At 57.4% G+C, this 25177-nt stretch carries 25 protein-coding genes and 1 other RNA gene; 17 read left to right on the top strand and 9 right to left on the bottom strand.

Annotated elements, in window-relative coordinates; translation table 11 throughout:
* Positions 1–51: 51 nt before the first annotated feature.
* Positions 52–2382, bottom strand: a complete 2331-nt coding sequence (locus tag ACA075_RS25155) for a KAP family P-loop NTPase fold protein (protein ID WP_497296026.1) — start codon at positions 2380–2382, stop codon at positions 52–54.
* Positions 2383–2709: 327 nt separating this feature from the next.
* Between ACA075_RS25155 and ACA075_RS25150 the strand changes: the two genes are divergently transcribed.
* Both ACA075_RS25150 and ACA075_RS25145 read left to right on the top strand, forming a co-directional pair.
* Positions 2710–3480, top strand: a complete 771-nt coding sequence (locus ACA075_RS25150; protein WP_497296024.1) for a hypothetical protein — start codon at positions 2710–2712, stop codon at positions 3478–3480.
* Between the two features lie 224 nt (positions 3481–3704).
* Complete coding sequence (locus tag ACA075_RS25145; protein ID WP_497296022.1) at positions 3705–4478, top strand: toll/interleukin-1 receptor domain-containing protein; 774 nt, start codon at positions 3705–3707, stop codon at positions 4476–4478.
* A 107-nt stretch (positions 4479–4585) separates the two neighbouring features.
* On the opposite strand, the gene ACA075_RS25140 is transcribed toward ACA075_RS25145, so the two are convergent.
* Positions 4586–5701 carry a tyrosine-type recombinase/integrase gene (locus ACA075_RS25140; RefSeq protein WP_497296021.1) on the bottom strand — a complete coding sequence of 372 codons (1116 nt, stop codon included), beginning with the start codon at positions 5699–5701 and terminating at the stop codon, positions 4586–4588.
* A 50-nt stretch (positions 5702–5751) separates the two neighbouring features.
* Between ACA075_RS25140 and ACA075_RS25135 the strand changes: the two genes are divergently transcribed.
* Positions 5752–6396 carry an MBL fold metallo-hydrolase gene (locus tag ACA075_RS25135; RefSeq protein ID WP_497296020.1) on the top strand — a complete coding sequence of 215 codons (645 nt, stop codon included), beginning with the start codon at positions 5752–5754 and terminating at the stop codon, positions 6394–6396.
* 102 nt (positions 6397–6498) lie between these two features.
* Positions 6499–7206 carry a YiaD family glycine zipper/OmpA-like lipoprotein gene (locus tag ACA075_RS25130; RefSeq protein WP_497296018.1) on the top strand — a complete coding sequence of 236 codons (708 nt, stop codon included), beginning with the start codon at positions 6499–6501 and terminating at the stop codon, positions 7204–7206.
* 277 nt (positions 7207–7483) lie between these two features.
* Here the strand turns inward: ACA075_RS25130 and ACA075_RS25125 are convergent, their stop codons facing one another.
* Entirely contained in the window at positions 7484–7918 is a 435-nt protein-coding gene (locus tag ACA075_RS25125; protein ID WP_109634733.1) for a Z-ring associated ZapG family protein, read from the bottom strand.
* 144 nt (positions 7919–8062) lie between these two features.
* On the opposite strand from ACA075_RS25125, the gene ACA075_RS25120 reads away from it, so the two are divergent.
* From ACA075_RS25120 to zapE, 3 genes are all read left to right on the top strand, one after another.
* Positions 8063–8692 (top strand): alpha/beta hydrolase, encoded by a 630-nt coding sequence (locus ACA075_RS25120; RefSeq protein WP_497296016.1) that lies wholly within the window; start codon positions 8063–8065, stop codon positions 8690–8692.
* Positions 8693–8716: 24 nt separating this feature from the next.
* On the top strand, positions 8717–10072 hold the full coding sequence (locus ACA075_RS25115) for a tryptophan--tRNA ligase (protein WP_497296015.1): 1356 nt from the start codon (positions 8717–8719) through the stop codon (positions 10070–10072).
* A 91-nt stretch (positions 10073–10163) separates the two neighbouring features.
* Positions 10164–11258 carry a cell division protein ZapE gene (gene zapE / locus ACA075_RS25110; protein ID WP_497296013.1) on the top strand — a complete coding sequence of 365 codons (1095 nt, stop codon included), beginning with the start codon at positions 10164–10166 and terminating at the stop codon, positions 11256–11258.
* Between the two features lie 195 nt (positions 11259–11453).
* Here the strand turns inward: zapE and ACA075_RS25105 are convergent, their stop codons facing one another.
* On the bottom strand, positions 11454–12350 hold the full coding sequence (locus ACA075_RS25105) for a GlxA family transcriptional regulator (RefSeq protein WP_403107253.1): 897 nt from the start codon (positions 12348–12350) through the stop codon (positions 11454–11456).
* A gap of 244 nt (positions 12351–12594) precedes the next feature.
* On the opposite strand from ACA075_RS25105, the gene ACA075_RS25100 reads away from it, so the two are divergent.
* Positions 12595–13731, top strand: coding sequence for an acyl-CoA dehydrogenase family protein (locus ACA075_RS25100; protein ID WP_219094412.1), 1137 nt, complete (start codon positions 12595–12597; stop codon positions 13729–13731).
* A gap of 122 nt (positions 13732–13853) precedes the next feature.
* Here ACA075_RS25100 and ACA075_RS25095 read toward each other — a convergent pair whose 3' ends face one another.
* Complete coding sequence (locus tag ACA075_RS25095; RefSeq protein WP_497296011.1) at positions 13854–14894, bottom strand: NADP(H)-dependent aldo-keto reductase; 1041 nt, start codon at positions 14892–14894, stop codon at positions 13854–13856.
* Positions 14895–15139: 245 nt separating this feature from the next.
* Here ACA075_RS25095 and rplM point away from each other — a divergent pair, with 245 nt between their 5' ends.
* From rplM to ACA075_RS25060, 7 genes are all read left to right on the top strand, one after another.
* On the top strand, positions 15140–15568 hold the full coding sequence (gene rplM / locus ACA075_RS25090) for a 50S ribosomal protein L13 (RefSeq protein WP_007905295.1): 429 nt from the start codon (positions 15140–15142) through the stop codon (positions 15566–15568).
* 14 nt (positions 15569–15582) lie between these two features.
* Positions 15583–15975 carry a 30S ribosomal protein S9 gene (gene rpsI / locus ACA075_RS25085; protein ID WP_003216038.1) on the top strand — a complete coding sequence of 131 codons (393 nt, stop codon included), beginning with the start codon at positions 15583–15585 and terminating at the stop codon, positions 15973–15975.
* A 267-nt stretch (positions 15976–16242) separates the two neighbouring features.
* The gene (petA, locus tag ACA075_RS25080; protein WP_007905300.1) at positions 16243–16836 is read left to right on the top strand and encodes a ubiquinol-cytochrome c reductase iron-sulfur subunit; all 594 of its coding nucleotides are present in this window, start codon (positions 16243–16245) and stop codon (positions 16834–16836) included.
* Entirely contained in the window at positions 16836–18047 is a 1212-nt protein-coding gene (locus ACA075_RS25075; protein WP_046819000.1) for a cytochrome b, read from the top strand. Before petA ends, ACA075_RS25075 begins: the two co-directional genes overlap by 1 nt.
* Positions 18047–18829, top strand: coding sequence for a cytochrome c1 (locus ACA075_RS25070; protein ID WP_438657753.1), 783 nt, complete (start codon positions 18047–18049; stop codon positions 18827–18829). The genes ACA075_RS25075 and ACA075_RS25070 overlap by 1 nt, the downstream gene beginning before the upstream one ends.
* A gap of 150 nt (positions 18830–18979) precedes the next feature.
* The gene (locus ACA075_RS25065) at positions 18980–19597 is read left to right on the top strand and encodes a glutathione S-transferase N-terminal domain-containing protein (RefSeq protein WP_008155978.1); all 618 of its coding nucleotides are present in this window, start codon (positions 18980–18982) and stop codon (positions 19595–19597) included.
* Between the two features lie 16 nt (positions 19598–19613).
* Positions 19614–20027: a ClpXP protease specificity-enhancing factor gene (locus tag ACA075_RS25060; protein ID WP_008155980.1), complete on the top strand. Its 414-nt coding sequence runs from the start codon at positions 19614–19616 to the stop codon at positions 20025–20027.
* A gap of 54 nt (positions 20028–20081) precedes the next feature.
* On the opposite strand, the gene ACA075_RS25055 is transcribed toward ACA075_RS25060, so the two are convergent.
* From ACA075_RS25055 to ACA075_RS25040, 4 genes are all read right to left on the bottom strand, one after another.
* Entirely contained in the window at positions 20082–20660 is a 579-nt protein-coding gene (locus ACA075_RS25055) for a BON domain-containing protein (RefSeq protein ID WP_010458144.1), read from the bottom strand.
* Positions 20657–21250 carry a phosphoheptose isomerase gene (locus tag ACA075_RS25050; RefSeq protein ID WP_008025961.1) on the bottom strand — a complete coding sequence of 198 codons (594 nt, stop codon included), beginning with the start codon at positions 21248–21250 and terminating at the stop codon, positions 20657–20659. Before ACA075_RS25050 ends, ACA075_RS25055 begins: the two co-directional genes overlap by 4 nt.
* A 104-nt stretch (positions 21251–21354) precedes the next feature.
* Positions 21355–21717, bottom strand: a complete 363-nt coding sequence (locus ACA075_RS25045) for a YraN family protein (protein WP_095632531.1) — start codon at positions 21715–21717, stop codon at positions 21355–21357.
* Positions 21717–23528 (bottom strand): penicillin-binding protein activator, encoded by a 1812-nt coding sequence (locus ACA075_RS25040; protein ID WP_497296007.1) that lies wholly within the window; start codon positions 23526–23528, stop codon positions 21717–21719. Before ACA075_RS25040 ends, ACA075_RS25045 begins: the two co-directional genes overlap by 1 nt.
* Before the next feature lie 175 nt (positions 23529–23703).
* Between ACA075_RS25040 and rsmI the strand changes: the two genes are divergently transcribed.
* Together rsmI and rnpB are read left to right on the top strand one after the other, a co-directional pair.
* The gene (gene rsmI, locus ACA075_RS25035) at positions 23704–24609 is read left to right on the top strand and encodes a 16S rRNA (cytidine(1402)-2'-O)-methyltransferase (RefSeq protein ID WP_167362276.1); all 906 of its coding nucleotides are present in this window, start codon (positions 23704–23706) and stop codon (positions 24607–24609) included.
* Between the two features lie 76 nt (positions 24610–24685).
* Positions 24686–25039, top strand: an RNA gene (gene rnpB, locus ACA075_RS25030) — RNase P RNA component class A.
* Positions 25040–25177: the final 138 nt, after the last annotated feature.

The raw sequence follows: 25177 nt of genomic DNA, 5'->3' as shown, positions 1-25177 counted from the left end.
TAGCTTAGTGATATCATGGGTAGGTCTTGCAGTCGATCGCGTAATCGATCGTTATAAATAAAGAATGTCCCCCTTCTTTTCGAGCCAAGCACCAAGATGGTTGTGAAGAGTTCTCAGGGACAACTCGTGCTCCGGGAAGTCTGCGGGATCGATGGCGTCGCATCTCGCCTTGGCCACTTCCACACCGATGAAATCTTCAAACGCATCTCTGCTAAACATGTTGTGCACTTTGGAGACTCGATCACCCACCGAATGGCTTTGGCCAGTACTCATCATGCCTGTGGCCATGTTGGCAAAGCCCTCGTCGGTTCTGATAGCGTCCAACATCCAGTTGCGAGGCTCCTCAATGGACCCGGCGTACTGCTTCCATCGGTAAAGCAGGAATACGAGATCGGGCTCGGCAATCAAAGCGTTCGCGTCCGCCGCGCGAATTCTAATCAAATGCAACCATACGACCTTCATTGCCTCGACGGTATCAAGATCAAGTGTTGGCTTGAAGTTGTCTGCCTTGTTCTCTTGATGGTCGGCAGGATCGCTCAGATGAATTAGCATTCCAGCAACGGATAGTGCTTTGGTCATGCGGAGTGCTTCTATTGCTAGGCCACCCCGTTTTTCATCTGGAATTCGCTTCAAGAACCAAGACGTAGCTCGCCATGCGGAAACCCAAGGCGAGTTGAAGGGATCGCCGCCCAGGCGTACGAGTTTCTGCGCAATGCTGAACATTCCAGGGAGCAGTACCTCGGCATTCTCTACCGGAAGGCGATCGACGGACTCGTCAAACCTTGCAACGAGCGAAGGCAGCAAGCCATCAGCTTCGACTTCATCGATCGAAGCCGCTAGTTCGGCATCTGCCGACGTTGCATCGAGGAATTCGACGAAGCGGCGTTCAGACATTTCACCAAGCGCCGTCTGTAGTTCGAAATATCGTGGAAAGTAGCGGGGTGAGCACACTTGCTTTGCTGCCAACCATTGGAGAGGAAAGCCGTCCCCATAGTGTGTGCCGCCCAGTACCCATTCGATAGGAGGGAACAACTCTTTAATAGTGTCCCGGGCGAGGGCGCGACGCTCCTCTGGAACGACCTCAAGCAGCCGCTCGGTGGCCGCCTTCACCGCCTCCATGCGGCCGTCGCCCCGGAAGCGGTTTTCTTGCAAAACCAACCGCCTCTCGCGGAACAGGGCTTCGTGCAAGTCTGGCTCGAAAACACGCAACGTTTCCAAGACTAGGAAGTCTACGATATTCACTTCAAACAAGTCGCCGGACGCATGCAGCGGCATATGCACAGCGATAGACGAAAGCAGCCGACGCGCATCTCTCATGTTCCGTAATCGAGGTTGGATGCAGCCTATCAAGCCATTACCCCATCGAATCTCCGTGAATCCGTTTTGTTCGGTAGCGTAGCGCCCCGCCAATTGGGACAGCTGCTCCGTAAAGATCCGGTGCACCATGTGTACCGGAACGGCGGGTAGGTCGAAGTTGGCCTGCACGATTTTTTCGAGGAACGCGCGACCGTCGCCGTCCGCGACCGGATCAAGAGCTCGCTCTACGATGCTGGGCTGGAACAGCAGCACGAAGACGATATTGGGTAGGTTGGCATTAGCCTTCACCTGCCGCAGCAGTACCCGAATTTGGTCAGGTTCGAGCCTATCAATGTCGTCGACGAAGACAATTAGTGGTCGGTCGAGTTTACGAAGACGATCCTCCAGGGCTTCGCGGACTTTGTCGAGCGGCTCGCCGCTGCGGTCACGTCCAAGATGCGACAACCAGCGCCCAAGTAGGGACGTCAAAACAGATAACCCGGCGAGAACGGCAGCGATAATCGCAGCTTTAGGCAGATTGAAACCGATGGCTGACGCAACGGAAATTACCGAAGCATTCGTCAATACTGAGGAGATTTTCTGACTGGCCCCGCCAGCTTTTTTGAGCGGTGTGCTTGCCCCCGTGAGAATCGCGCCGTAGCGCCGCAAGGCTTCGGCGCGGGCGATTGCTTCCCTGGAGTGGTCGCCACCCAGTCGGTCAGCTATCTGGCCGAAGAGTGCGCGAGTGATAGCGTTGCCATCGCCCCACTGCCAGGGATTGAAATCAAGCCAATCCGCGCCATCGCTCTTAGCTTCAAGCCGCTCGATCACTAGATACTTCAGAGAAGATTTGCCAAAGCCCCAACCGCCGCGTATTGCGAACACACGGCCTTCGCGAAGACTGAGCTCGGAGAGCACTCCGGCTATGCGGTCCGCGAAGTCAGCTCTTCTAAGCCGGTCTTCGGATTTCGTACGAATCGGCGCCTCTGATCCGATTTCCATCGGCTTATTCCCCTGAGAGTCAACACGCACCTTCACTCTGTCACCGGCGCGCCACGACTTCAGCTTGGTCAACAAGCCGGTCATGATGCTGAAACCCCACGAGAAACATAGGGCCTATGGACTCGATGGAGCGTTTGCGTCGAGATGCAGGTTGATGGCAGAGGCAATAAGGCTAGTAAGTACGCCCCCCCATGACAATCTCCGTGTTCTATCCCTACAGCCTTTCGACACATAGCTTCCGTCCATGCAACACTTGAAATGATCCCGCCATCCTAGCCGATCCCCATGTGTGGTGGCAGGTGCCTCATGTCAAACCATGTTGTAAGTGCCAAAGGGGCGTATTCCAAGCAGCGACTGGTCTGTGTCAATCTATGTTGGAATCGGGTCTATCAGCGGTTCGGGGCGTCACTGATGCGTGAGTTTCAACTTAAGCTGACTCTGTTTGGACTGGGTGCTGCACTGATCATTTCTGCGTCTTGGCTTTCGAGCTACGTCGTCTTTGCGCCCATCATTCTCTCGGGAGATGAGTGGTCGTTTGGTTCGCGTGAGGTCGCACACCTCTTCGGCTTCATGGGCTGTGTTTTGGCGATTTGGTTTTGCGGTAACTCGTTCGCGACCAGGTCCACGCTGTTTGTTAGCCTATTGATGGGCGTCCTTGGTATGGGCATGGTGGTGCTTTACCGCTATGCCCCAAGAGAGATCAAGGGCTTGATCGGCCCCCATGCGGCCAAGACCTTTATCGAATTGCTTTACTACTACTGTGTGGCCTGGCTCTCAGGGTGTTTGCTCAGGAAACAAACCCTCTGGCCGTTTCAACCCAGGCGCGTGCTGATCATTACCGCGCTGGTCTTGATGCTTATCTCCATTGGTTGGGAGATTTACACTCAGCCCTTCGAACATGTGTATCACAAGGCTCCGCGAGGCTATGTGCAGTTCGCCCAGGTATTGTGTGACTTTGTTGGTATTGCTATTGGCTTCGGGGTGGTCAATAGCGTAATCCGAAGGTTTGAAGTACATGGTAATACAAGGGCCACGACCACAGATTGCGCTAACACGCTCGCTTTCGCGAAGGAACTGTGGTTGTTGTCGCTCATGACAGCGAACCGGCTCAGGCAACGTTTCTCCTTTTGGTACGGCACTTTAGACAAAAGCGCGAATTCGCATCAGAAGCCAAAGGTGTAGGAATTGCGCACCAGAGATACCCAAACCCGGCCTAAAAAACGGGGCCAACAAAGTAGAAGGACACGCATTTCGCGTTCGCACAATCAAGCGCCTTGGCATCGGCTTGCGTCGCATCAGCGAGATCCTGGGCATCGAGAGCTTTGAAACTACAAAGAAGCTCTGCGCGGACGATCCTGCACGGCTGAGCGACATAGTTAGGATAGTCATTTGATGGAAGTTAGACGATGAGCAAGGTGTTCCTAAGTCATAACCATGCGGACAAACCTTTTACACGGCGTCTCGCGAGCGATCTTCGCCAGGCAGGTCATTCTGTTTGGATCGATGAAGCCGAAATAAACATCGGTGACTCCCTCATAGGGAAAATTCGTGAAGGTCTTGATGAAGTGGATTTTGTGGCAGCGGTTCTCAGCGAGCATTCCATTGAAAGTGTTTGGGTGCAGAGGGAGCTGGAGATTGCGTCAAACCGAGAGATCGAAGAACGCAGAGTGGTTGTTCTCCCTTTGTTGGTGCAAAAAGTGGCACTGCCAGGTTTTCTGAAAGGAAAATTTTACGCTGACTTCACTGATCCCGATTCTTACAAACCAATGTTTGATCTTTTACTTCGCGCACTTGGCCCAGCAACGCCGGTAGAAAAACCTGCGGACGCTGAGATGGACGCTCTAAGGAGCGAACTTGCTGTCATGAAGCATGCATTAGAGGATCTTTCTAAACAGAATAAAGCTCATCAGCATTTTTCGCTGATGCATAAAAGTCCCCGACTAGCTGAAGCTGTCGACCGTGCTAATCAGAAATTTCCGAATCATGGACCAATCAATAACACCTACGCCTTTGAGGTTGGTAACACTGTGGTAACCCTGGATTACCTGCTTTGGGGGATTGGGAAAGCCATGAGGACAGGAGCTCACGTTCTAGAGGCGCTGCTTTCAATGCACAACAAGTGGCAAGAGGCTCACTGCATGATCGAAGCATATGACGACTTACTAGCTAGCTATGACTAAACGATCCCGTTAATGCTGAACAGCCCTACGGGGCTGCATCGGAAAGCGTTCATTGCCCAAAAAAGCTAACAAGGTCTACGCCCCTGTTTGCGTACCACTAGCATTTTTTAGCTCAGTTTTTTGGCTAGGTCCTCGACTCGCGGATGGTAGTAGCGCATCAGCATGCGGGTATCTTGGTGTCCCGTGATCTTGGTCAATTCGTGTAATGGGAAGACATCAGCCAGGCGTGAGGTCGCTTCATGCCGCAGATCGTGGAAGCGCAGACCCATGAGGAAGTGGTCCTCTTCGATTAATTTGTCGATCTTTTCCTGCGACATTTTCCTTTGCTTGAGTTGCAGCTTTAGCCCGTTGAGATGCGCTCGGCGTGCGTTTTCAATAGCATCAGCGAATGCCTTGGTGATGGTGTCAGGTCTGCTCTTGAAGTAGGTATCCTCCCCATCTCGCTCGGGCAAGCTTTTAAGTACCCCTACTGCTTTGCTAGACAACGGCACTCCTCGTGCAGATCCGTTTTTGGTCATCGGGAGCAGAGCGACTCGCTTATCCAAATTTACATTGGTTCGCAGAAGGCTACAGATCTCCCCCCGGCGCATGGCTGTCTCCACCGCGAAAGTTACAATCTTGGGCAGCTCAGTTGATCGAGAGTAGCGTCGAATCATCTCTAACTCGTCGACGTGTTCTTTTACGAGCTTTCCAGCTTCGAGCGTCCAGACATCAGCGCTTAGGATACGGCGATCGCGCGCGTCGTCGACGCTAGGTTGGCGTATCAGTTCGACGGGATTGCTTAGCGACTCCATGCGCCATTCTTTGCGGGCAATGGTAAAGACGTGAGAGATCAAAGCTAGCTCTCGGCGCACCGTTGCCGGAGCTAAGCCCTCAGCGAGCCGACTATCACGGTAGCTGGCCAGATCGGCACCACGAATGCTGGCCAGCGATCTCAGGGCTAGCGGATGTCGTTGCATGGCCTGAATCCGAGAGAGTTCCGAGGCACTGCTCCTCTTCTTGCTAGTCACTTCGCTAGCATACGTCTCCAGAGCCGTAGAGAATGAGGTGGATTCGGCCTCATTTCGGCTGACGAACGCGCCCGCGTCCATCTCGCGCTCGATCATGGTCGCCCATGTCTTTGCTTCGGCCTGGGTATTGAATGTCTTGGTTTGCAGGGGCCATCCTTTTCGTCTGACCTGAACCTGCCACTGAGCCGGGCCACGCTTTCGAAGTGTCGCCATTTTTATTCTCGGTGTGACAAAATTGTGCCAATAATTATATAGGAACACCTATGGAAGCCGCAAAATATAAGCTTATACGCGAAACCTTCCCTGTAGGCCCTTTGCAGTGCAACTGCACGATCATCGGCGACCCGATCACCAAAAAAGCAATCGTTGTCGACCCGGGCGGTAATCACGAGTTGATCCTGGCGCGCCTCGACGCGCTGGGCCTGAAGGTGGTGAGCATCATCCACACCCATGCGCACCTGGATCACTTCCTGGCCTCCGGTCAGCTCAAGGAGAAAACCGGCGCGACCCTGCACCTGCATAAAGAAGATCAGTTCCTTTGGGACAATCTGGAGATGCAATGCCAGATGTTCGGTGTGCCTTACACGCCGGTGCCGTCGCCGGATCGCTGGTTGGCCGATGATGAAGAACTGGCTTGCGGTTGCGGCGTGGCGTTGCACACGCCGGGTCATACACCGGGTTCCATGAGCTTTTGGTTTTCCGAGGCCAAGCTGCTGATTGCCGGTGACACGCTGTTTCGTCGCGGGGTAGGCCGCACGGATTTGTGGGGTGGCGATCAAGCGACCATCGTGCGATCGATCAAGCAGCGGCTCTATACGCTCGACGAAGAGGCGACGGTGGTGACCGGGCATGGTCCCGATACGCGGCTGGGCGATGAAATGCGCGAGAACCCGTTTGTGCGGGCTTGAAGGTAACCGACGGAATTTTCGTCGGCCAAAATGATCCAACACCCGCAAAGGTCCATTGCCTTTGTCCGTTGCACCCCAGAATGCAAAAAGTAGGAGCTCTTCATGTTCACCAAGCAGCGTTTGATTATTGTCGCTACGGCTGTGGCCTTGCTGTCTGGCTGCGCCTCGCCTAACCCTTATGACAATCAGGGCCAGGCTGACGGTGGCTCCACGGGCATGAGCAAAACCGCGAAGTACGGTGGCCTCGGCGCGCTGGCCGGTGCGCTGGCCGGTGCCGCCATCGACCACAACAACCGTGGCAAAGGCGCGCTGATTGGCGCCGCTGTCGTGGGTGCTTCCGCTGCCGGTTACGGCTACTACGCTGACCAGCAAGAGAAGAAGCTGCGTGCCAGCATGGCCAACACCGGCGTCGAGGTGCAGCGTCAGGGTGACCAGATCAAGTTGATCATGCCGGGCAACATCACGTTCGCTACCGATTCGGCGAATATCGCCTCCAGCTTCTATCAGCCGCTGAACAATCTGGCCGGCTCGCTCAAGGAGTTCAGCCAGAACCAGATCGAAATCGTCGGCTACACCGACAGCACCGGCAGTCGCCAGCACAACATGGACCTGTCGCAACGTCGTGCGCAGAGCGTGGCGACTTACCTGACCTCGCAAGGTGTCAGCGGCGCCAACTTGTCGGCTCGTGGTGCCGGGCCGGATAACCCGATTGCCAGCAACGGCGACGCGAATGGCCGGGCGCAGAACCGCCGCGTTGAAGTCAACCTGAAGGCGATTCCGGGGCAGCAGTATTCGCAACCGACCCAGTAGTGACAGCCAAGGCCTGACTGAACCCCAGGCGTAAAAAAGCCCGCTCGATCCTCAGCCGATCGGGCGGGTTTTTTGTGTCGCCCGTTCTGGCCCCATCGCGAGCAGGCTCGCTCCCACAGGAGATTTGTGTTTTGCCACTTTCTTGTGACCGACACAGAACCCTGTGGGAGCGAGCCTGCGCGCGATGGGGTCAGAGCAGACAACTCAACAATCAGAGACAAAAAAGCCCCCGGACAATCACTTATCCGGGGGCTTTTTCATGTCGCGCGAAACCTGATTACTTCTTCAGGCCGTAATGCTCATCGAGCATGCCCGGCGCGTTCGGGGCTTTGGGGGCGTAGTCGCGAGGCGGCTCCTGATTGCGCGGTGGCGTCAGGCGTTCCCGTGGAGCCTGCGCCGCGTCGGCGTGCAGGGCGGCCAGCAAGCGTTGACGAGTCTGCTCGTCCAGGGCCAGGCGGTTGGCACCCTCGGCGAGGTGATCCTGCACTTCCTGATAGCTCGCAGTCAGCTTCTTGACCAGATTTGCAGTGCTGTTGAAGTGGGTGACCACCTCGTTCTGATAACTGTCGAAACGTTCCTGAATGTCATCCAGCTGACGTTGTGTGCTGCTCGGCGCGGCATTCGGCACCAAACGAGCGATCAGGAAACCAATGGCGACACCCACAACCAGGGCAAGAGTCGGCAACAACCAAACTAAGAGCGAGTGTTCCACGAGTCCTTCCTCTATAAACGGCTTTGCTTTACGTTAACGGCTCGAACCTGCGCTGTATACCGCGATTCACTCGCAATAGATTGGCACAGACAATTTGCTAGACGAGTCGACCCGATTTGAGGTCACGGAGTTCCTTCCTTGCTTATGCGCGAAACCCCTGTAGTGATTGATGGCCCGGTCGGCCAACTGGAAGCTCTTTACCTGGATATCGAGCAGCCGCGCGGCATCGCGCTGATCTGCCATCCGAACCCGGTACAGGGCGGCACCATGCTCAACAAAGTCGTCTCGACCCTGCAGCGCACCGCGCGCGACGCCGGTTTGATTACTTTGCGTTTCAACTACCGTGGCGTCGGCGCCAGCGAAGGCGCCCACGACATGGGCACCGGCGAAGTCGACGACGCCCAAGCTGTTGCCGAATGGCTACGGGCCAAACACCCCGAGTTGCCGCTGACCCTGTTTGGTTTCTCCTTCGGCGGTTTTGTTGCAGCAAGTCTCGGCGGACGCCTGGAAGCCAATGGCGAACAGCTCAAGCATTTGTTCATGGTCGCGCCGGCCGTCATGCGCTTGGGCGATCAGGATCAGCTGCCGCAGCAGGGTGAGCTGACCCTGATCCAGCCGGAAACCGACGAAGTGATCGATCCACAACTCGTTTACGAATGGTCCGACAAGCTCGAACGTCCCCATGAGCTGCTGAAAGTGGCAGAATGCGGACACTTTTTTCATGGCAAGCTGACCGATCTCAAGGATCTGATCCTGCCGCGTCTTTCGAATTGATTGCAGTCTGACAAGCGATTACCCATGACGACTCGTACCCGTATTCTCACCGGCATCACCACCACCGGCACGCCGCACCTGGGCAACTACGCCGGCGCCATCCGCCCGGCGATCCTGGCCAGCCGTGACAGCAATGCCGATTCGTTCTACTTCCTGGCCGACTACCACGCCCTGATCAAATGCGATGACCCGCTGCGCATCCAGCGCTCGCGTCTGGAAATCGCCGCGACCTGGCTGGCCGGTGGCCTGGATGTGGACCGCGTGACGTTCTATCGCCAGTCCGACATCCCGGAAATCCCCGAGTTGACCTGGCTGCTGACCTGCGTTGCCGCCAAGGGCCTGCTCAACCGCGCCCATGCCTACAAGGCTTCCGTGGACAAGAACGTTGAAACCGGCGAAGACCCGGATGCCGGCATCACCATGGGCTTGTACAGCTACCCGGTGCTGATGGCCGCAGACATCCTGATGTTCAACGCGCACAAGGTGCCGGTCGGTCGCGACCAGATCCAGCACGTGGAAATGGCTCGTGACATTGGCCAGCGCTTCAACCACCTGTTTGGCCAGGGCAAAGAGTTCTTCACCATGCCAGAGGCGCTGATCGAAGAAAGCGTCGCCACGCTGCCAGGCCTCGACGGTCGCAAGATGTCGAAGAGCTACGACAACACCATTCCGTTGTTCAGCAGCGCCAAAGAGATGAAGGACGCGATTTCGCGGATCGTCACCGACTCCCGCGCGCCGGGCGAAGCCAAGGATCCGGACAATTCGCACCTGTTCACCTTGTTCCAGGCCTTTGCCACGCCTGCACAATCCGACGAGTTCCGCAGCGAGCTTTTGCAGGGCCTGGGTTGGGGCGAGGCGAAAAATCGTCTGTTCCAACTGCTGGACAGCGAGCTCGGCGAGTCCCGCGAGCGTTATCACCAGCTGATCGAACGCCCGGCGGACCTGGAAGACATCCTGCAGACCGGCGCCAAAAAGGCTCGTTCGGTCGCCACGCCGTTCCTCCACGAACTGCGTGAAGCGGTCGGCCTGCGCTCTTTCGTCGCTCAGACCCAAGTCGCTGCCACCACCAAAAAGAAAGCCGTGAAAGCCGCGCGTTTTGTCAGCTTCCGCGAGGAAGACAGCAGCTTCCGTTTCCGTCTGCTGGCGGCCGATGGCGAGCAACTGCTGCTGTCGCGCAACTTCGCCGACGGCAAAACAGCAGGCCAGGTAACCAAGCAGTTGCAATCCGGCCAGCGGTTGGATGTACGCAGTGAGGAGCAGAGCTTCAGCGTCTGGCTGGAAGGCGAGTGCGTGGCCGACAGCCCGACCTTTGCTGACAACGCCGCTCGCGACGTTGCCATCGACGCCCTGCGGGTTGCGCTGACGCCGGTTCAGGAATAAATCAACGGCTCGACCCGACCAAGGGCCGATTGCCATTCCCACGGGCCGTCGCTACAGTGACGGCCCGTTTTTGTTGCCTTGCTAACGAATTATGACGCCCCTAGAACGATATCAAGCTGATCTGAAACGCCCGGAATTCTTCCATGACGCCGCGCAGGAAACTGCAGTGCGCCATTTGCAGCGCCTGTACGACGATCTGGTCGCTGCGTCAAACAACAAGCCGGGCCTGCTCGGCAAACTGTTTGGCAAGAAAGATCAGGCGCCGGTCAAGGGCCTGTATTTCTGGGGCGGCGTGGGTCGCGGCAAGACTTACCTGGTCGACACCTTCTTCGAAGCGTTGCCGTTCAAGGAAAAGGTCCGCACTCACTTCCACCGCTTCATGAAGCGCGTGCACGAAGAGATGAAGACCCTCGGCGGTGAGAAGAACCCGCTGACCATCATCGCCAAGCGCTTCTCTGACGAAGCCCGGGTGATCTGCTTCGATGAATTCTTCGTGTCCGATATCACCGACGCGATGATCCTCGGCACGCTGATGGAAGAGCTGTTCAAGAACGGTGTGACCCTGGTCGCGACCTCGAACATCGTGCCGGACGGTCTGTACAAGGATGGCCTGCAACGTGCGCGCTTCCTGCCGGCCATCGCGCTGATCAAACAGAACACCGACATCGTCAACGTCGACAGCGGCGTCGATTATCGTCTGCGCCACCTCGAGCAGGCCGAGCTGTTCCACTTCCCGCTGGACGAAGCCGCTCAGGAAAGCCTGCGCAAAAGCTTCCGCGCCCTGACACCGGAATGCACGGCCGCCGTCGAGAATGACGTGCTGATGATCGAGAACCGCGAAATTCGCGCCGTGCGCACCTGTGATGACGTGGCCTGGTTCGACTTCCGCGAACTGTGCGACGGCCCGCGCAGCCAGAACGATTACATCGAGCTGGGCAAGATCTTCCATGCCGTGTTGCTCAGCGGTGTCGAGCAAATGAGCGTCACCACCGACGACATCGCCCGACGCTTTATCAACATGGTCGACGAGTTCTATGACCGTAACGTCAAGCTGATCATCTCGGCTGAAGTCGAACTCAAGGACCTTTACACCGGCGGTCGCCTGAACTTCGAGTTCCAGCGCACGCTTAGCCGTCTGCTGGAAATGCAGTCGCACGAATTCCTGTCCCGGGCGCACAAGCCGTAGGATTATTCGGAAAATAAAAAAAGGGCCTGCACATGCAGGCCCTTTTTTTGAGCTCAAAACTTCTGAAACACCACAAACCCTGTGGGAGCGGGCTTGCTCGCGAAAGCGGAGTGTCAGTCGACATCAATGTTGAATGTCAGTCCGCATTCGCGAGCAAGCCCGCTCCCACAGTTTATTTGTGTTGGGTTCTAGGACCTATGCAGCTTGCTGGAATTGCTGCCGATACTGGTTCGGCGACAACTCGGTGTGCTGGCGGAACAGCCGCGCAAAGAAGCTCGCATCGTCGTAGCCGACTTCATAGCTGATGGTCTTGATGCTCTTGCGGCTGCCCGACAGCAATCCCTTGGCGGTTTCAATGCGCAGGCGTTGCAGGTAATGCAGGGGCTTGTCGCCGGTGGCGGTCTGGAAGCGCCGCATGAAATTGCGGATGCTCATGCCGTGTTCGCGGGCGACGTCTTCGAAGCGGAATTTGTCGGCGAAGTGTTCTTCGAGCCAGTGTTGGATCTGCAGGATGATCACGTCCTGGTGCAATTTCTGCCCGCCGAAGCCGATGCGTCCCGGTGAGTAGCTGCGCTGCACTTCGTAGAGAATGTCCCGGGCCACGGCCTGGGAGACGTTGGCGCCGCAGAAACGTTCGATCAGGTAGATGTAGAGATCGCACGCCGAAGTGGTACCGCCTGCGCAATACAGGTTGTCGGCGTCAGTCAGGTGCTTGTCCTGATTGAGATGAACCTGTGGGAAGCGCTCGGCGAAGGCATTGAAGAAGCGCCAGTAGGTGGTCGCTTCCTTGCCGTTGAGCAGGCCGGCCTCGGCAAGCCAGAACACCCCGGTGGCCTCGCCGCAAAGCACGGCGCCGCGAGCGTGTTGCTGACGCAACCAGGGCAGGACCTGTGGATAACGTTGGCAAAGGGTATCGAAATCGTCCCAGAAGGCCGGGAGGATGATGACGTCGGCATTTTCCAGGCCGCCGTCCACCGGCATGATCACATCGCTGAAGCTGTTTACCGGTTTGCCGTCGGGGCTGACCAGCCGGGTTTCGAACGCCGGTGTCAGGCCCTGGCCCAGTTGTTTGCCGTAGCGCAGGCTGGCCAGATGAAAGAAATCCTTGGCTTGCATGAGGGTGGAAGCGAAAACCCGGTCGATAGCCAGGATGCTGACGCGCCGCAAGGGCGTGGAGACTTGGTTAGACATAATTCAACTTTATTCTTATAGGGGAAAGTGGTCACCAGACGGCTGGATCGTCTTATTTTTTGTCTGATGTGTCCAGTGTCCTGTATCGGGTGCGAGGCTTAGTCTCTGAAGGACAACTCCCTCTAACAATAACGACAGGTGCCGCATGATCCCCAGAACCTTGTTCAGTTCCGAGCACGAATTGTTTCGCGACAGCGTGCGAACATTCCTCGAAAAAGAGGCCGTGCCGTTCCATGGACAATGGGAAAAACAAGGCTACATCGACCGTAAACTCTGGAACAAGGCAGGGGAGGCGGGGATGCTTTGTTCGCACCTGCCTGAGGAATACGGCGGGCTGGGGGCGGACTTTCTCTACAGCGCAGTGGTGATCGAAGAGGTCGGTCGTCTCGGCCTGACCGGCATCGGTTTTTCTCTGCATTCGGACATTGTGGCGCCGTACATCCTGCATTACGGCAGTGAAGCGTTGAAGCACAAATACCTGCCGAAACTGGTGTCCGGGGAGATGGTGACAGCGATTGCCATGACCGAGCCGGGCGCCGGTTCCGACCTGCAGGGGGTGAAAACCACCGCCGTGCTGGATGGCGACGAGTACGTGATCAACGGCTCCAAGACCTTTATCACCAACGGCTTTCTGGCTGACCTGGTGATTGTCGTGGCCAAGACGGATCCGAAGGCCGGCGCGAAGGGCACCAGTCTGTTTCTGGTCGAGGCCGACACCCCGGGCTTCGACAAGGGCAAGCGACTGGAAAAGGTCGGCATGAAGGCTCAGGACACGTCGGAGTTGTTCTTCCAGGACGTGCGGGTCCCCAAGGAGAACCTGTTGGGGCAGGCGGGCATGGGCTTCGCTTACCTGATGCAAGAGTTGCCTCAGGAGCGCCTCACCGTCGCCATTGGCGGGCTCGCTTCGGCTGAAGCCGCGTTGAAATGGACCCTCGATTACACCCGTGAGCGCAAGGCGTTCGGCAAGGCGATTGCCGATTTCCAGAACACGCGCTTCAAGCTGGCGGAGATGGCGACTGAAATCCAGATCGGCCGGGTCTTCGTTGATCGCTGCCTGGAACTGCACCTGCAAGGCAAGCTGGATGTGCCGACCGCCGCGATGGCCAAGTACTGGGGCACTGACCTGCAATGCAAGGTGCTCGACGAATGCGTGCAGTTGCATGGCGGTTACGGGTTCATGTGGGAATACCCGATCGCCCGGGCGTGGGCGGATGCGCGGGTGCAACGGATTTATGCGGGGACCAATGAAATCATGAAGGAGATTATCGCCAGGTCACTTTGACCTTGCGGTGACGGTCAGGCTGCTATCGCGAGCAGGCTCGCTCCCACACTTAGCCGCGTTCTCCCGGAGGAATGCGATCAAATGTGGGAGCGAGCCTGCTCGCGATTGGGCCTATGAATCAATCAAGGCGCCGGATTCGGGTGATCCTTGTGAATCGCCTCAATCCCCTCCAGCACTTCATCGGAAAGTTTCAGCTCGAAACTCGCTAAATTGCTTTCAAGCTGCTCCATGGTTGTGGCGCCGATGATGTTGCTGGTCACAAACGGCTGTTGGGTGACAAACGCCAGCGCCATCTGCGCCGGGTCCAGGCCGTGTTCCCGGGCCAGCGCGACATAACGACTGCACGCTGCTTCCGATTGCGGGTTGAAATAGCGGCTGAAGCGGCTGTAGAGGCTCAGGCGGCCTTTTGGTGGGCGCGCGCCACCTTCGTACTTGCCCGACAGGAAACCGAACGCCAGCGGCGAATAGGCGAGCAGGCCGCACTGTTCGCGGATGGCGATTTCCGCCAGGCCGACTTCGAAGCTGCGGTTGAGCAGGTTGTACGGGTTCTGGATCGACACCGCGCGCGGCCAGCCACGGGCTTCGGCCAGGGCGAGGAAACGCATGGTGCCCCATGGCGTTTCGTTGGACAGACCGATGTGGCGGATCTTGCCGGCCTTGACCTGCTCGTCCAGCGCTTCGAGGGTGTCCTCCAGCGGCGTCAGATTGGCTTCGATCTTGTGTTTGTAGCCCAGCTGACCGAAGAAGTTGGTGCTGCGTTCCGGCCAGTGCAACTGATAGAGGTCGATGTAGTCGGTTTGCAGGCGCTTTAGGCTGGCGTCCACGGCTTCGGTGATGTGCTGGCGGTTGTGCCGCAGGTTTTTATCGCGGATGTAATCGATGGTGTTGCCGGGACCGGCGATCTTGCTAGCCAGTATCCAGTCGGCGCGATCACCGCGACTTTTGAAGTAATTGCCGATGTAGCGCTCGGTGGTGGCGTAGGTTTCGGCCTTCGGCGGCACCGGGTACATTTCGGCGGTGTCGATGAAATTGATCCCGGCGTCCTTGGCCCGTTCGATCTGGGCGAAGGCTTCAGCTTCAGTGTTTTGCTCGCCCCAGGTCATGGTTCCGAGGCAGATGGCACTCACGTTCAGATTGGTTCGGCCTAGCTGGCGATAGTCCATCGGGTGCTCCTTGGGCAAAACAATCATAAAAGCAGGTTGAATTATTTTTCGCAATCTGCATAATTGCGCACCTCTTTCTGCAGTGGAAGTGATGCGCCGCCGCCGAAGAATCTTGCCGTTGAACGGACGCGCCGACCCGAGCCCCCGAAAGCGTCTGTATCCGGCTGCCTTTGACTTGTCAAAGTACGCACTATTCAGTAAGATCCGCCGTCTAATTTACAGGGCGGCCCCTGAGGCTATAAAGAATGAAAACTTTTACTGCTAAACCGGAAACAGTACAGCGCGACTGGTTTGTCGTCGACGCTGCAGGTCAGACCCTGGGTCGTCTGGCCACCGAAATCGCGAGCCGTCTGCGTGGCAAGCATAAAGCTGAGTACACTCCTCACGTTGACACCGGCGATTACATCGTCGTTATCAATGCCGAGCAGATTCGTGTAACCGGTGCTAAAACCACCGACAAAATCTACTACTCCCACTCCGGTTTCCCGGGCGGCATCAAGTCGATCAACTTCGAAAAGCTGATCGCCAAGGCCCCTGAGCGCGTGATCGAGACCGCGGTCAAAGGCATGCTGCCTAAGAACCCGCTGGGTCGCGACATGTATCGTAAGCTGAAAGTCTATGCGGGCGCTGTACACCCTCATACTGCTCAGCAGCCCCAAGAACTGAAGTTTTAACGGAATAGTTCATTATGTCGGCGACTCAAAATTACGGCACTGGCCGTCGCAAGACCGCAACCGCACGCGTTTTCCTGCGTCCGGGTACTGGTAACATCTCCATCAACAACCGCACCCTGGAAAATTTCTTCGGCCGCGAAACTGCCCGCATGGTAGTTCGTCAGCCGCTGGAACTGACTGAGACTGTCGAGAAATTCGACATCTACGTCACCGTGATCGGTGGTGGTGTAAGTGGTCAAGCTGGCGCAATCCGCCACGGTATCACTCGCGCACTGATGCAGTACGACGAAACCCTGCGTGGCGCTCTGCGCAAAGCTGGCTTCGTTACTCGCGATGCTCGTGAAGTTGAACGTAAGAAAGTTGGTCTGCGTAAAGCGCGTAAGCGTCCGCAGTACTCGAAGCGTTAATTCGCTTCCACGTTCAAAAAGAACGCCCAGTTTCCTCGCGAAGCTGGGCGTTTTTTTATGGGCGCGATTTATTAAAGAATTGCGCTGTGACAACTTGCCACAGCCGTAGAAGCCCTATACTGCAAGGCTTGGCAGTGAAGCCCCTCGGTAATTACCTTGTCAGAATTGGGGCTTTTCATTACCATTCGGCAAAATTTTTATAAGTTCAGATTTTTACTTAGTAGACGCCTGATTTAACAGGCCACAAAGCTGATGGGAGAGGACTGAATGAGCAATGACGGCGTGAATGCAGGCCGGCGTCGCTTCTTGGTAGCAGCCACATCCGTGGTGGGTGCTGCAGGAGCGGTGGGGGCTGCGGTCCCGTTCGTGGGGTCATGGTTTCCCAGTGCCAAGGCGAAAGCCGCAGGTGCACCGGTGAAAGTGAATGTCAGCAAAATCGAACCAGGTCAGCAGATGATTGCTGAGTGGCGCGGTCAGCCGGTGTTCATTGTCCGCCGTACCGAGGAAATCCTGGGGAATCTGAAAAAGATCGAGGGCCAGCTGTCTGACCCGACCTCCAAGAACTCGACACAACCGACCTATGTCGACCCGGAAACGCGTTCGATCAAGCCAGAAGTTCTGCTGCTGATCGGTATCTGCACGCACCTGGGTTGCTCACCGACCTTCCGTCCAGAAGTGGCACCTGCGGATCTGGGCAAGGACTGGGTAGGTGGTTATTTCTGCCCTTGCCACGGTTCCCACTACGATCTGGCTGGCCGCGTCTACAAGTCGCAACCTGCGCCTTTGAACCTGCCAGTTCCCCCGCATTCCTATGAGACCGATGACATCATTGTCATTGGCGTCGATACGGAGAAAGCGTGATGAGCAAGTTCATGGATTGGGTTGATGCGCGCTTTCCCGCGACCAAAATGTGGGAAGACCATCTCAGCAAATACTACGCCCCGAAGAACTTTAACTTCTTCTATTTCTTTGGCTCCCTGGCACTGCTCGTTCTGGTCAACCAGATCGTTACCGGTGTTTGGCTGACCATGAGTTACACCCCGTCGGCGGAAGAAGCGTTTGCTTCCGTCGAATACATCATGCGCGACGTCGAGTACGGCTCGATCCTGCGTCTGTTGCACTCCACTGGCGCTTCGGCGTTCTTCATCGTGGTCTATCTGCACATGTTCCGTGGCTTGCTCTACGGTTCGTACCAGAAGCCGCGTGAGCTGGTGTGGGTCTTCGGGATGCTGATCTACCTGGCGCTGATGGCTGAAGCCTTCATGGGTTACCTGCTGCCGTGGGGCCAGATGTCCTACTGGGGTGCCCAGGTGATTATCTCGCTGTTCGGTGCGATCCCGGTCATCGGCAACGACCTGACCCAGTGGATCCGTGGTGACTACCTGATTTCCGGTATCACCCTGAACCGCTTCTTCGCCCTGCACGTAGTTGCCCTGCCGATCGTGATTCTCGGTCTGGTGGTGCTGCACGTTCTGGCGTTGCACGAAGTCGGCTCGAACAACCCTGACGGCGTCGACATCAAGAAACACAAAGACGAAAACGGCGTACCGCTGGATGGCATTGCCTTCCACCCTTACTACACCGTGAAAGATATCGTCGGCGTGGTGGTGTTCCTGTTTATCTTCTGCTCGATCGTGTTCTTCTTCCCGGAAATGGGCGGCTACTTCCTCGAGAAGCCGAACTTTGAAGTGGCGAACGCTTTCAAGACCCCTGAACACATCGCGCCGGTCTGGTACTTCACACCGTTCTACGCGATTCTGCGGGCGGTTCCGGACAAGCTCCTGGGCGTTATCGCCATGGGCGCGGCCATCGCTGTGCTGTTCGTCCTGCCGTGGCTGGATCGCAGCCCCGTCAAGTCGATGCGCTACAAAGGCTGGCTGAGCAAGATCTGGCTCTGGGTATTCTGCATCTCGTTCGTGATCCTGGGTGTGCTGGGTGTTCTGGCGCCGACTCCGGGCCGTACATTGCTGTCGCAGGTCTGTACTTTCCTGTACTTCGCCTACTTCATTCTGATGCCGTTCTACACCAGGCTCGAGAAGACCAAACCGGTTCCGGAAAGGGTGACTGGCTGATGAAAAAGCTATTTGCTGTACTGATTCTTGCTGCCATGCCTGTCCTGTCCTTCGCGGCCGAACACGGTGGTCCCGAGCTGGAAAAAGTCGACATCGACGTTTCTGACAAAGCGGCCATGCAGGACGGCGCGCGTACATTCGCCAACTACTGCATGGGCTGCCACAGCGCCAAGTTCCAGCGCTACGAGCGTGTTGCCGATGACCTGGGCATCCCGCATGACCTGATGCTCTCGAAGCTGGTGTTCACCGGCGCCAAGATTGGCGACCACATGAATATCGGCATGCAGCCGGCAGACGCCAAGACCTGGTTCGGTGCGGCGCCGCCCGACCTGACCCTGGTCGCTCGCGTTCGTGGTACTGACTGGCTCTACGGTTACCTGCGTTCGTTCTATGAAGATCCGTCGCGTCCCTGGGGTGTGAACAACAAGGTCTTCCCGAACGTCGGGATGCCTAACGTTCTGGTCGGCCTGCAGGGTCGCCAGGTGGTAGGCTGCAAACAAGTTCAAATCGTCGAAGACGGCAAGAAGCAATACGATCCGCTGACCGGTACGGCTCTGACTCATGAGGCGTGTGACCAGCTGACCGTGCTGCCGAAAACCGGCACGCTGAACGCAGAGCAGTTCGACGAGAAGGTCAAGAATCTGGTGACCTTCCTGGCCTACTCGGCCAACCCGGTGAAGCTGCAGCATCAGCGCATCGGTACCTATGTGTTGCTGTACCTGGCGTTCTTCTTCGTATTCGCTTACTTGCTCAAGCGTGAATACTGGAAAGACGTCCATTGATAAAGCTGTAAGCAATTGCTGTTGATCGCACGCGCCCAGGGGCGTCTCTTAAGGTGTAACGAGTCTGGTGATCCAGACGTTACGGGAGGCGTCTTCTGGGCGCGTGCGTTTTTCCGCTTCCGATAATTTCAACAAGCGAGGAGGACCGCCATGGGCGTGACCAATCGGTTGGCCTGTTACTCCGACCCCGCCGACCACTATTCCCACCGAGTACGCATCGTACTTGCAGAGAAGGGTGTCAGCGCAGAGATCATTTACGTGGAAGCTGGTCGCCAGCCGCCTAAACTGATTGAAGTGAACCCTTACGGAAGTCTGCCCACCCTGGTCGATCGTGACCTGGCGTTGTGGGAGTCGACCGTGGTGATGGAATATCTGGATGAGCGTTACCCGCACCCGCCCTTGCTGCCGGTTTATCCTGTGGCGCGTGCCAACAGCCGTCTGCTGATTCATCGTATTCAGCGTGACTGGTGTGGTCTGGTGGATCTGATCCTGGATTCCCGGTCCAAGGAAGCCGCCCGCGTCGTGGCTCGTAAAGAGCTGCGTGAAAGCCTGACTGGCGTGTCGCCATTGTTCGCCGACAAGCCGTTTTTCCTCAGTGAGGAACAAAGTCTGGTGGATTGCTGCCTATTGCCAATACTCTGGCGTTTGCCGATTTTGGGTATTGAACTGCCGCGGCCTGCCAAGCCGCTGCTTGATTATATGGAGCGCTCGTTTGCGCGTGAGGCTTTCCAGGCGAGTCTGTCTGGTGTCGAACGCGATATGCGCTAAGGCTTAAGGAGCCGCTATGAACTCCAGTCGACCTTATCTGGTCCGCGCGCTCTACGAGTGGATTGTGGACAACGATTGCACCCCGCACATGCTGGTCAATTCCGAGTATCCGTCGGTGCAGGTGCCTCAGGGTTTTGCCAGTGACGGACAGATTGTCCTGAACGTATCACCGGCTGCCGTGCGTCATCTGCACATGGACAACGAGGCGGTCAGCTTCGAAGGGCGCTTCGGTGGCGTGCCGCACACTCTGTACGTGCCTATCGCATCTATCCTGGGCATTTACGCCCGGGAGAATGGTCAGGGCATGGTGTTCGATCTGGAATCGCCTATGGAAGACGAGGAAGAGATCGAGCCGGATGATGATATTCCGCCGCCCGACAGCGAGCCGCCGCGCCCCAGCGGTCGACCCAGTTTGAAAGTGGTGAAGTAATAAAAAAGGCGATCCGCAAGGATCGCCTTTTTTGTGCCTGCTCCCCCAAGGGGATCAGTCGATGTATTCAAACAACTTCACAATCTTCTGCACACCGGAAACGCTCTGCACCAGATTGGTGGCCTGCGCCGCTTCCTGCTTGGTCAGCAGACCCAACAGGTAGACGATACCGTTCTCGGTGACGACCTTGATGCGCGACCCCGGGATGTTCGGGTCGGTGAGCATCTGGGTCTTGATCTTGGAGGTCAGCCAGGTGTCGTTCTGGCGGGCAAGGAAGCCGGAGGGTGGCAGGACCTGCAGTTCGTTATGCACCTTCTTCACGCGCTGGACCGCGGCGGCAGCCTGTTCGGCCTTGGCCTTGAGCTCGGCAGTGGGTGTTTGTCCGGCGAGCAGCACGACGCCGTTGAAGCTGGTGACGACGATGTGCGAATCGTTGTCCAGGGCAGGATCGGCCTTGGCGACGTTCACGCCGACCTTGGTGTCGATCAGGGAGTCATCGATCTTGCTGCCGAAGGTGCGCGTACCGCGGTCATCTTCAATGGGTGCTTCACGGCTGGCTTTAACCACCGAAGTGCAGCCGCTGATGCCGAGGCACAGGGTCAAGGCCAGAAGGCCTAGGCGATTAGGGGTCATTCTTCACTCCCGAACAGTTGGCTGTCGATCAAATCGCAAAGGCAATGGATCGCCAGCAGGTGGACTTCCTGAATACGTGCGGTGACGTTGGCCGGTACGCGAATCTCGACGTCCTCGGGCAATAGCAACGACGCCATGCCGCCGCCATCGCGACCGGTCAATGCTACGACAATCATTTCGCGATCATGTGCGGCCTGGATCGCTTGAATAATGTTCGCCGAGTTGCCGCTGGTGGAAATCGCCAGCAATACGTCACCCGGTTGGCCGAGGGCGCGGATCTGTTTGGAGAAAATTTCGTTGTAGCTGTAGTCGTTGGCGATTGAGGTGATCGTCGAGCTGTCGGTGGTCAGCGCAATGGCGGGCAGGCTCGGACGTTCGCGCTCGAAGCGGTTGAGCAGTTCGGACGAAAAGTGCTGGGCATCACCGGCGGAGCCGCCGTTGCCGCAGGAAAGCATTTTGCCCTCATTGAGGAGGGCGTTGACCATCACCTGGCTGGCTTGCTCGATGTGCGGTGCAAGTACGTCCATCGCCATTTGCTTGGTGTCGATACTGGCCTGAAAAAGCTGGCGAATTCGGGATTGCATGTCCATCTGTGTGACCTTAATTAGCGCGGCTACTCGGCACATGAATGTGCAGCCCGCAAAGCAAAGAGCAAAAGTGTTGGGTATTGGTGTCCGCTTCGGGGCGCAGGCGATCAGCTATCGAAGGCATTCTGCAACCAGTTCAACTGATCGAGGTTGCTGTCGATGGCAACCACGTCGAAGCGGCAGGGGGAATTGGCCCAACGCGACTCGCGCTGAAGAAAATACTGCGCGGCGAAAATCAGTTTCTGCCGTTTGCGCCCATCGATGCTGTCGAGCGCTCCACCCCATTGGGTGTTTTTTCTGTAGCGGACTTCAACGAATACTACTGTATCGCCATCAAGCATGACCAGATCAAGCTCGCCGCGTTTACACAACCAGTTCTGCGCCAGCAGGCGCAGACCCCGTTGTTGAAGATGCTCGAGCGCATGGCGCTCGGCATCCTTGCCGCTTTGCTGGCGTGACCTGTCAGGCATCAGCGCGGGGTATCCGGCAGGCGTTGAACCTGACCGCTGACGAACTGTGCCCACGGCAACTGGCGCACCACACGCTGGTTCTGAGTCATGCCCAGGCTGCCCGACTGGCCTTCAATGCGGCTGTCCGGCAATGCCTTGAGTTGGCCCAGTCGCGGCGCCAGGCGATACGCATCCACGCCCATTGCGTACAGGCGGCCGAGGCTGCCGCCGGCTTGTGGCCATTGTGCGGTGACCTGTTTACGCAGCGGATCATTGGCGTCCAGCAACCATGGGGTTTCGCAGAAGCGAATACCGTTCATGTCGTTGTACTGATTCACGTCGCCGCTGGCACTGAATACGTGGGACGTGGCGTAAACCGGCACATCACCCGCGTACTGGAAGTTCAGGGTCGGTTTGATCTGCTGGGCCTGTTGCGGCGTCGCGGCGAGGAAGATGAATTCGATGTCCTGGCGGCGCGAAGGCTGGGCTGCTACCTGCGAGCCAACGGTGCTTTGCAGGCTCTTGGCGCGACCTTCGCTCTGGCGCAGCTGGAACATGTCGGCAATCTGCTGGGCCAGTTGAACCGGTTGGTCAACGCGCTCGGTCGCAACGATGCTGCCGCCGTTAGCTTGCCAATCCTGGCTGAACGCTCTCAGCACGCGATCGCCCCATTCGCCTTTCGGCACCATGATGGCGGCGCGATGCAGGCCGTCGGCGCGAGCACGACGAGACACTTCACGGGCTTCGTCTTCAGCGGCCAGACCAAACTGGAACAGCTGGGCCGGACCTTGTTCACCTTCGCTGTAGTTCAGCGCCAGGGTGGTGATCGGCAGTTGCGGGCGAGCGCTGAGCTGTTTGACCAGCGGTTTTTCCAGCGGACCGACCACCAGTTGCACGCCATCGGCCTGGGCCTTGCGGTAGAACTCGTCCATCGAGGTCAGGCGCGAGCTGTCATAGAACTCAATGGCAGGCGGCTTCTGCCCGGCTTGTTGAGCCTGGTAGTGAGCAGCCATGAAACCTTCGCGCAGTGCTTTGCCGACCGAGGCCAGCGGGCCGTCTTGCGGCAACAGCAGGGCGATCTTGCTCAGGGGCTGGCTGGCCAGTTCCTTGAGCTTCGTCAGTGGCAGCGGCAACTGAATGGCAGCCGGGTGCTTAGGATTCTGGGCACGCCAGTTGTCGATCGCGGCTTGCTGCTGTTCCAGGGTGCCAGCGGTTTTCACCGCCAGTGCCAGGCCCATCCAGCCACCGAGATCATCATTGGTGGTTGGCTGTAGTTGATCGGTTGGCAGCGAGGCGATCAGGGTCCAGATCGCTTCGTGGTTTTTGGCGGCGGCTTCACCTTCGAGCATGGGTGCGATGAAGATGCGCTCCCGCGCAGCCGCCAGCGTCTGTCCGTCGGCCTCAAGGGCGCGTGCATGGACAGTGCCGGTGCGAACCTGTTGCTCGACCGGCAACTCGCTCAGGCGTTGCAGGCTCGGATGGCTCAAGGCAGTCAACGCCGCCTTGGGCTGATTGCGCGCCATGGCCAGTTCAGCCGCCAGGGTGCTGGCGAAGACCTGTTGGCCGGGCTTGAGTTGTTCCACCGGAACCTGTTGCAGGATTTGCGCGGACTGGCCGGCATTGCCTTGGCGATAGGCCAGGTCGGCCGCGCTCAGGCGCAACAGCGCGGCTTTTTCCGGATCCTTGCTTTGGGTGGCCTGTTCGAGCAGTTGCTCGATACTGGCATCCGGGGTCCGTGGAAGTTCGCCAAGGCTGGAAGAGGGCGAGCTGGCGCAAGCCGCCAGCAAGGCAGCGAGGCAGAGGGCAGTGAACAGCCGCAGGCAAGCGATCATGTAGTGTTCCTGATACTCGATCAAATTAGCGTGGAATTGTACCCAAGCACTGGCCGGGGCGCGATGTTACTGGCGTGAATCGATCAATTTAGCTCGTGCAAATGTTGCAGCGCTGCACAAACGCCTGAAAAACCCGAGGAGGGCGGGGCGATCGCAAGCGCCGCTACGCGCTACAATGTCGCCTTTTACCGATCATGAGGTGTGCGCTTTGACTGCTCCAGGTGCTTTGAATTCCGCTGCTGGCTCGCTTTATGTGGTGGCGACGCCCATCGGCAACCTGGACGACATCAGTGCACGTGCGCTGAAGATCCTGCGCGACGTCGCGTTGATTGCCGCCGAAGACACCCGTCACTCCCAGCGCCTGATGCAACATTTCGGCATTCCCACGCCGCTGGCGGCCTGCCATGAACACAACGAGCGCGACGAAGGTAGCCGCTTTATCACGCGATTGCTGGCGGGCGACGATGTGGCACTGATCTCCGATGCCGGCACGCCGCTGATTTCCGATCCGGGTTATCACCTGGTGCGTCAGGCTCGCGCCGCCGGGATCAATGTGGTCCCGGTACCGGGTGCCTGTGCATTGATCGCTGCATTGTCGGCGGCGGGATTGCCGTCGGACCGTTTCATTTTCGAAGGCTTCCTGCCCGCCAAGGCTGTCGGTCGTCGTGCTCGTCTTGAGCTGGTCAAGGAAGAGCCGCGCACACTGATTTTCTACGAAGCGCCGCATCGCATCCTTGAGTGCCTGCAAGACATGGAGCTGGTGTTCGGTCCCGAGCGTCCGGCGTTGCTGGCGCGCGAAATCACCAAAACCTTCGAAACCCTCAAGGGCCTGCCGCTGGCCGAGCTGCGTGAGTTCGTCGAGTCGGACAGCAATCAGCAGCGCGGCGAGTGCGTGGTGTTGGTGGCGGGCTGGTCGGTACCCGAGACAGAGGACGCGGTCAGCAGCGAAGCCATGCGCATCCTCAACCTGTTGCTCGAAGAGATGCCGCTCAAGCGTGCAGCGGCATTGGCGGCGCAAATTACCGGTGAGCGCAAGAATGTGCTCTATCAGGTGGCGCTGGATAAACAGAAGGGCGAGTAAAAACCCGACGCACAGGAGCAGCCAAAGGTGTTTAGCGCTTGTTCTTCGGCCGCTCTGCCGTTAACCTTCGCGGCGGAGAGTCGATTGGACAGTCGCTGCCCTCTATGAAAATTAGGGGGGGGAGGAAAGTCCGGGCTCCATAGGGCGAAGTGCCAGGTAATGCCTGGGAGGCGTGAGCCTACGGAAAGTGCCACAGAAAATAACCGCCTAAGCGCTTCGGCGCCGGTAAGGGTGAAAAGGTGCGGTAAGAGCGCACCGCACGTCTGGCAACAGTTCGTGGCTAGGTAAACCCCACTTGGAGCAAGACCAAATAGGGTCCCAAGGCGTGGCCCGCGCTGGGACCGGGTAGGTTGCTAAAGATGTCCAGTGATGGCCATCGTAGACGAATGACTGTTCAAGACAGAACCCGGCTTACAGATCGACTCTCCACCTTTTTTCCCCTCCCTGCTTTAATCATTGAGCAGGGCGCTGGTAGTAGCATTTTCCCTCCTTCCAGAATCGTTGCCAGAACACTTTCGTAATACCGAAAAAATCTTACTCTTAACAAATTACTTTAACTTTCGAACGC

The organism is Pseudomonas sp. LBUM1663, from assembly GCF_059695905.1.
The sequence above is the reverse complement of the archived record's forward strand: the minus strand, read 5'-3'. Positions and strand labels throughout refer to the sequence as shown.

Bases quoted from the DNA above. Each gene is read 5' to 3' on its own strand.
- ACA075_RS25155 (WP_497296026.1), bottom strand. From the start codon at position 2,382: ATGACCGGCTTGTTGACCAAGCTGAAGTCGTGGCGCGCCGGTGACAGA.
- ACA075_RS25150 (WP_497296024.1), top strand. From the start codon at position 2,710: ATGCGTGAGTTTCAACTTAAGCTGACTCTGTTTGGACTGGGTGCTGCA.
- ACA075_RS25145 (WP_497296022.1), top strand. From the start codon at position 3,705: ATGAGCAAGGTGTTCCTAAGTCATAACCATGCGGACAAACCTTTTACA.
- ACA075_RS25140 (WP_497296021.1), bottom strand. From the start codon at position 5,701: ATGGCGACACTTCGAAAGCGTGGCCCGGCTCAGTGGCAGGTTCAGGTC.
- ACA075_RS25135 (WP_497296020.1), top strand. From the start codon at position 5,752: ATGGAAGCCGCAAAATATAAGCTTATACGCGAAACCTTCCCTGTAGGC.
- ACA075_RS25130 (WP_497296018.1), top strand. From the start codon at position 6,499: ATGTTCACCAAGCAGCGTTTGATTATTGTCGCTACGGCTGTGGCCTTG.
- ACA075_RS25120 (WP_497296016.1), top strand. From the start codon at position 8,063: ATGCGCGAAACCCCTGTAGTGATTGATGGCCCGGTCGGCCAACTGGAA.
- ACA075_RS25115 (WP_497296015.1), top strand. From the start codon at position 8,717: ATGACGACTCGTACCCGTATTCTCACCGGCATCACCACCACCGGCACG.
- zapE (WP_497296013.1), top strand. From the start codon at position 10,164: ATGACGCCCCTAGAACGATATCAAGCTGATCTGAAACGCCCGGAATTC.
- ACA075_RS25100 (WP_219094412.1), top strand. From the start codon at position 12,595: ATGATCCCCAGAACCTTGTTCAGTTCCGAGCACGAATTGTTTCGCGAC.
- ACA075_RS25095 (WP_497296011.1), bottom strand. From the start codon at position 14,894: ATGGACTATCGCCAGCTAGGCCGAACCAATCTGAACGTGAGTGCCATC.
- rplM (WP_007905295.1), top strand. From the start codon at position 15,140: ATGAAAACTTTTACTGCTAAACCGGAAACAGTACAGCGCGACTGGTTT.
- rpsI (WP_003216038.1), top strand. From the start codon at position 15,583: ATGTCGGCGACTCAAAATTACGGCACTGGCCGTCGCAAGACCGCAACC.
- petA (WP_007905300.1), top strand. From the start codon at position 16,243: ATGAGCAATGACGGCGTGAATGCAGGCCGGCGTCGCTTCTTGGTAGCA.
- ACA075_RS25075 (WP_046819000.1), top strand. From the start codon at position 16,836: ATGAGCAAGTTCATGGATTGGGTTGATGCGCGCTTTCCCGCGACCAAA.
- ACA075_RS25070 (WP_438657753.1), top strand. From the start codon at position 18,047: ATGAAAAAGCTATTTGCTGTACTGATTCTTGCTGCCATGCCTGTCCTG.
- ACA075_RS25065 (WP_008155978.1), top strand. From the start codon at position 18,980: ATGGGCGTGACCAATCGGTTGGCCTGTTACTCCGACCCCGCCGACCAC.
- ACA075_RS25060 (WP_008155980.1), top strand. From the start codon at position 19,614: ATGAACTCCAGTCGACCTTATCTGGTCCGCGCGCTCTACGAGTGGATT.
- ACA075_RS25055 (WP_010458144.1), bottom strand. From the start codon at position 20,660: ATGACCCCTAATCGCCTAGGCCTTCTGGCCTTGACCCTGTGCCTCGGC.
- ACA075_RS25050 (WP_008025961.1), bottom strand. From the start codon at position 21,250: ATGGACATGCAATCCCGAATTCGCCAGCTTTTTCAGGCCAGTATCGAC.
- ACA075_RS25045 (WP_095632531.1), bottom strand. From the start codon at position 21,717: ATGCCTGACAGGTCACGCCAGCAAAGCGGCAAGGATGCCGAGCGCCAT.
- ACA075_RS25040 (WP_497296007.1), bottom strand. From the start codon at position 23,528: ATGATCGCTTGCCTGCGGCTGTTCACTGCCCTCTGCCTCGCTGCCTTG.
- rsmI (WP_167362276.1), top strand. From the start codon at position 23,704: ATGTCGCCTTTTACCGATCATGAGGTGTGCGCTTTGACTGCTCCAGGT.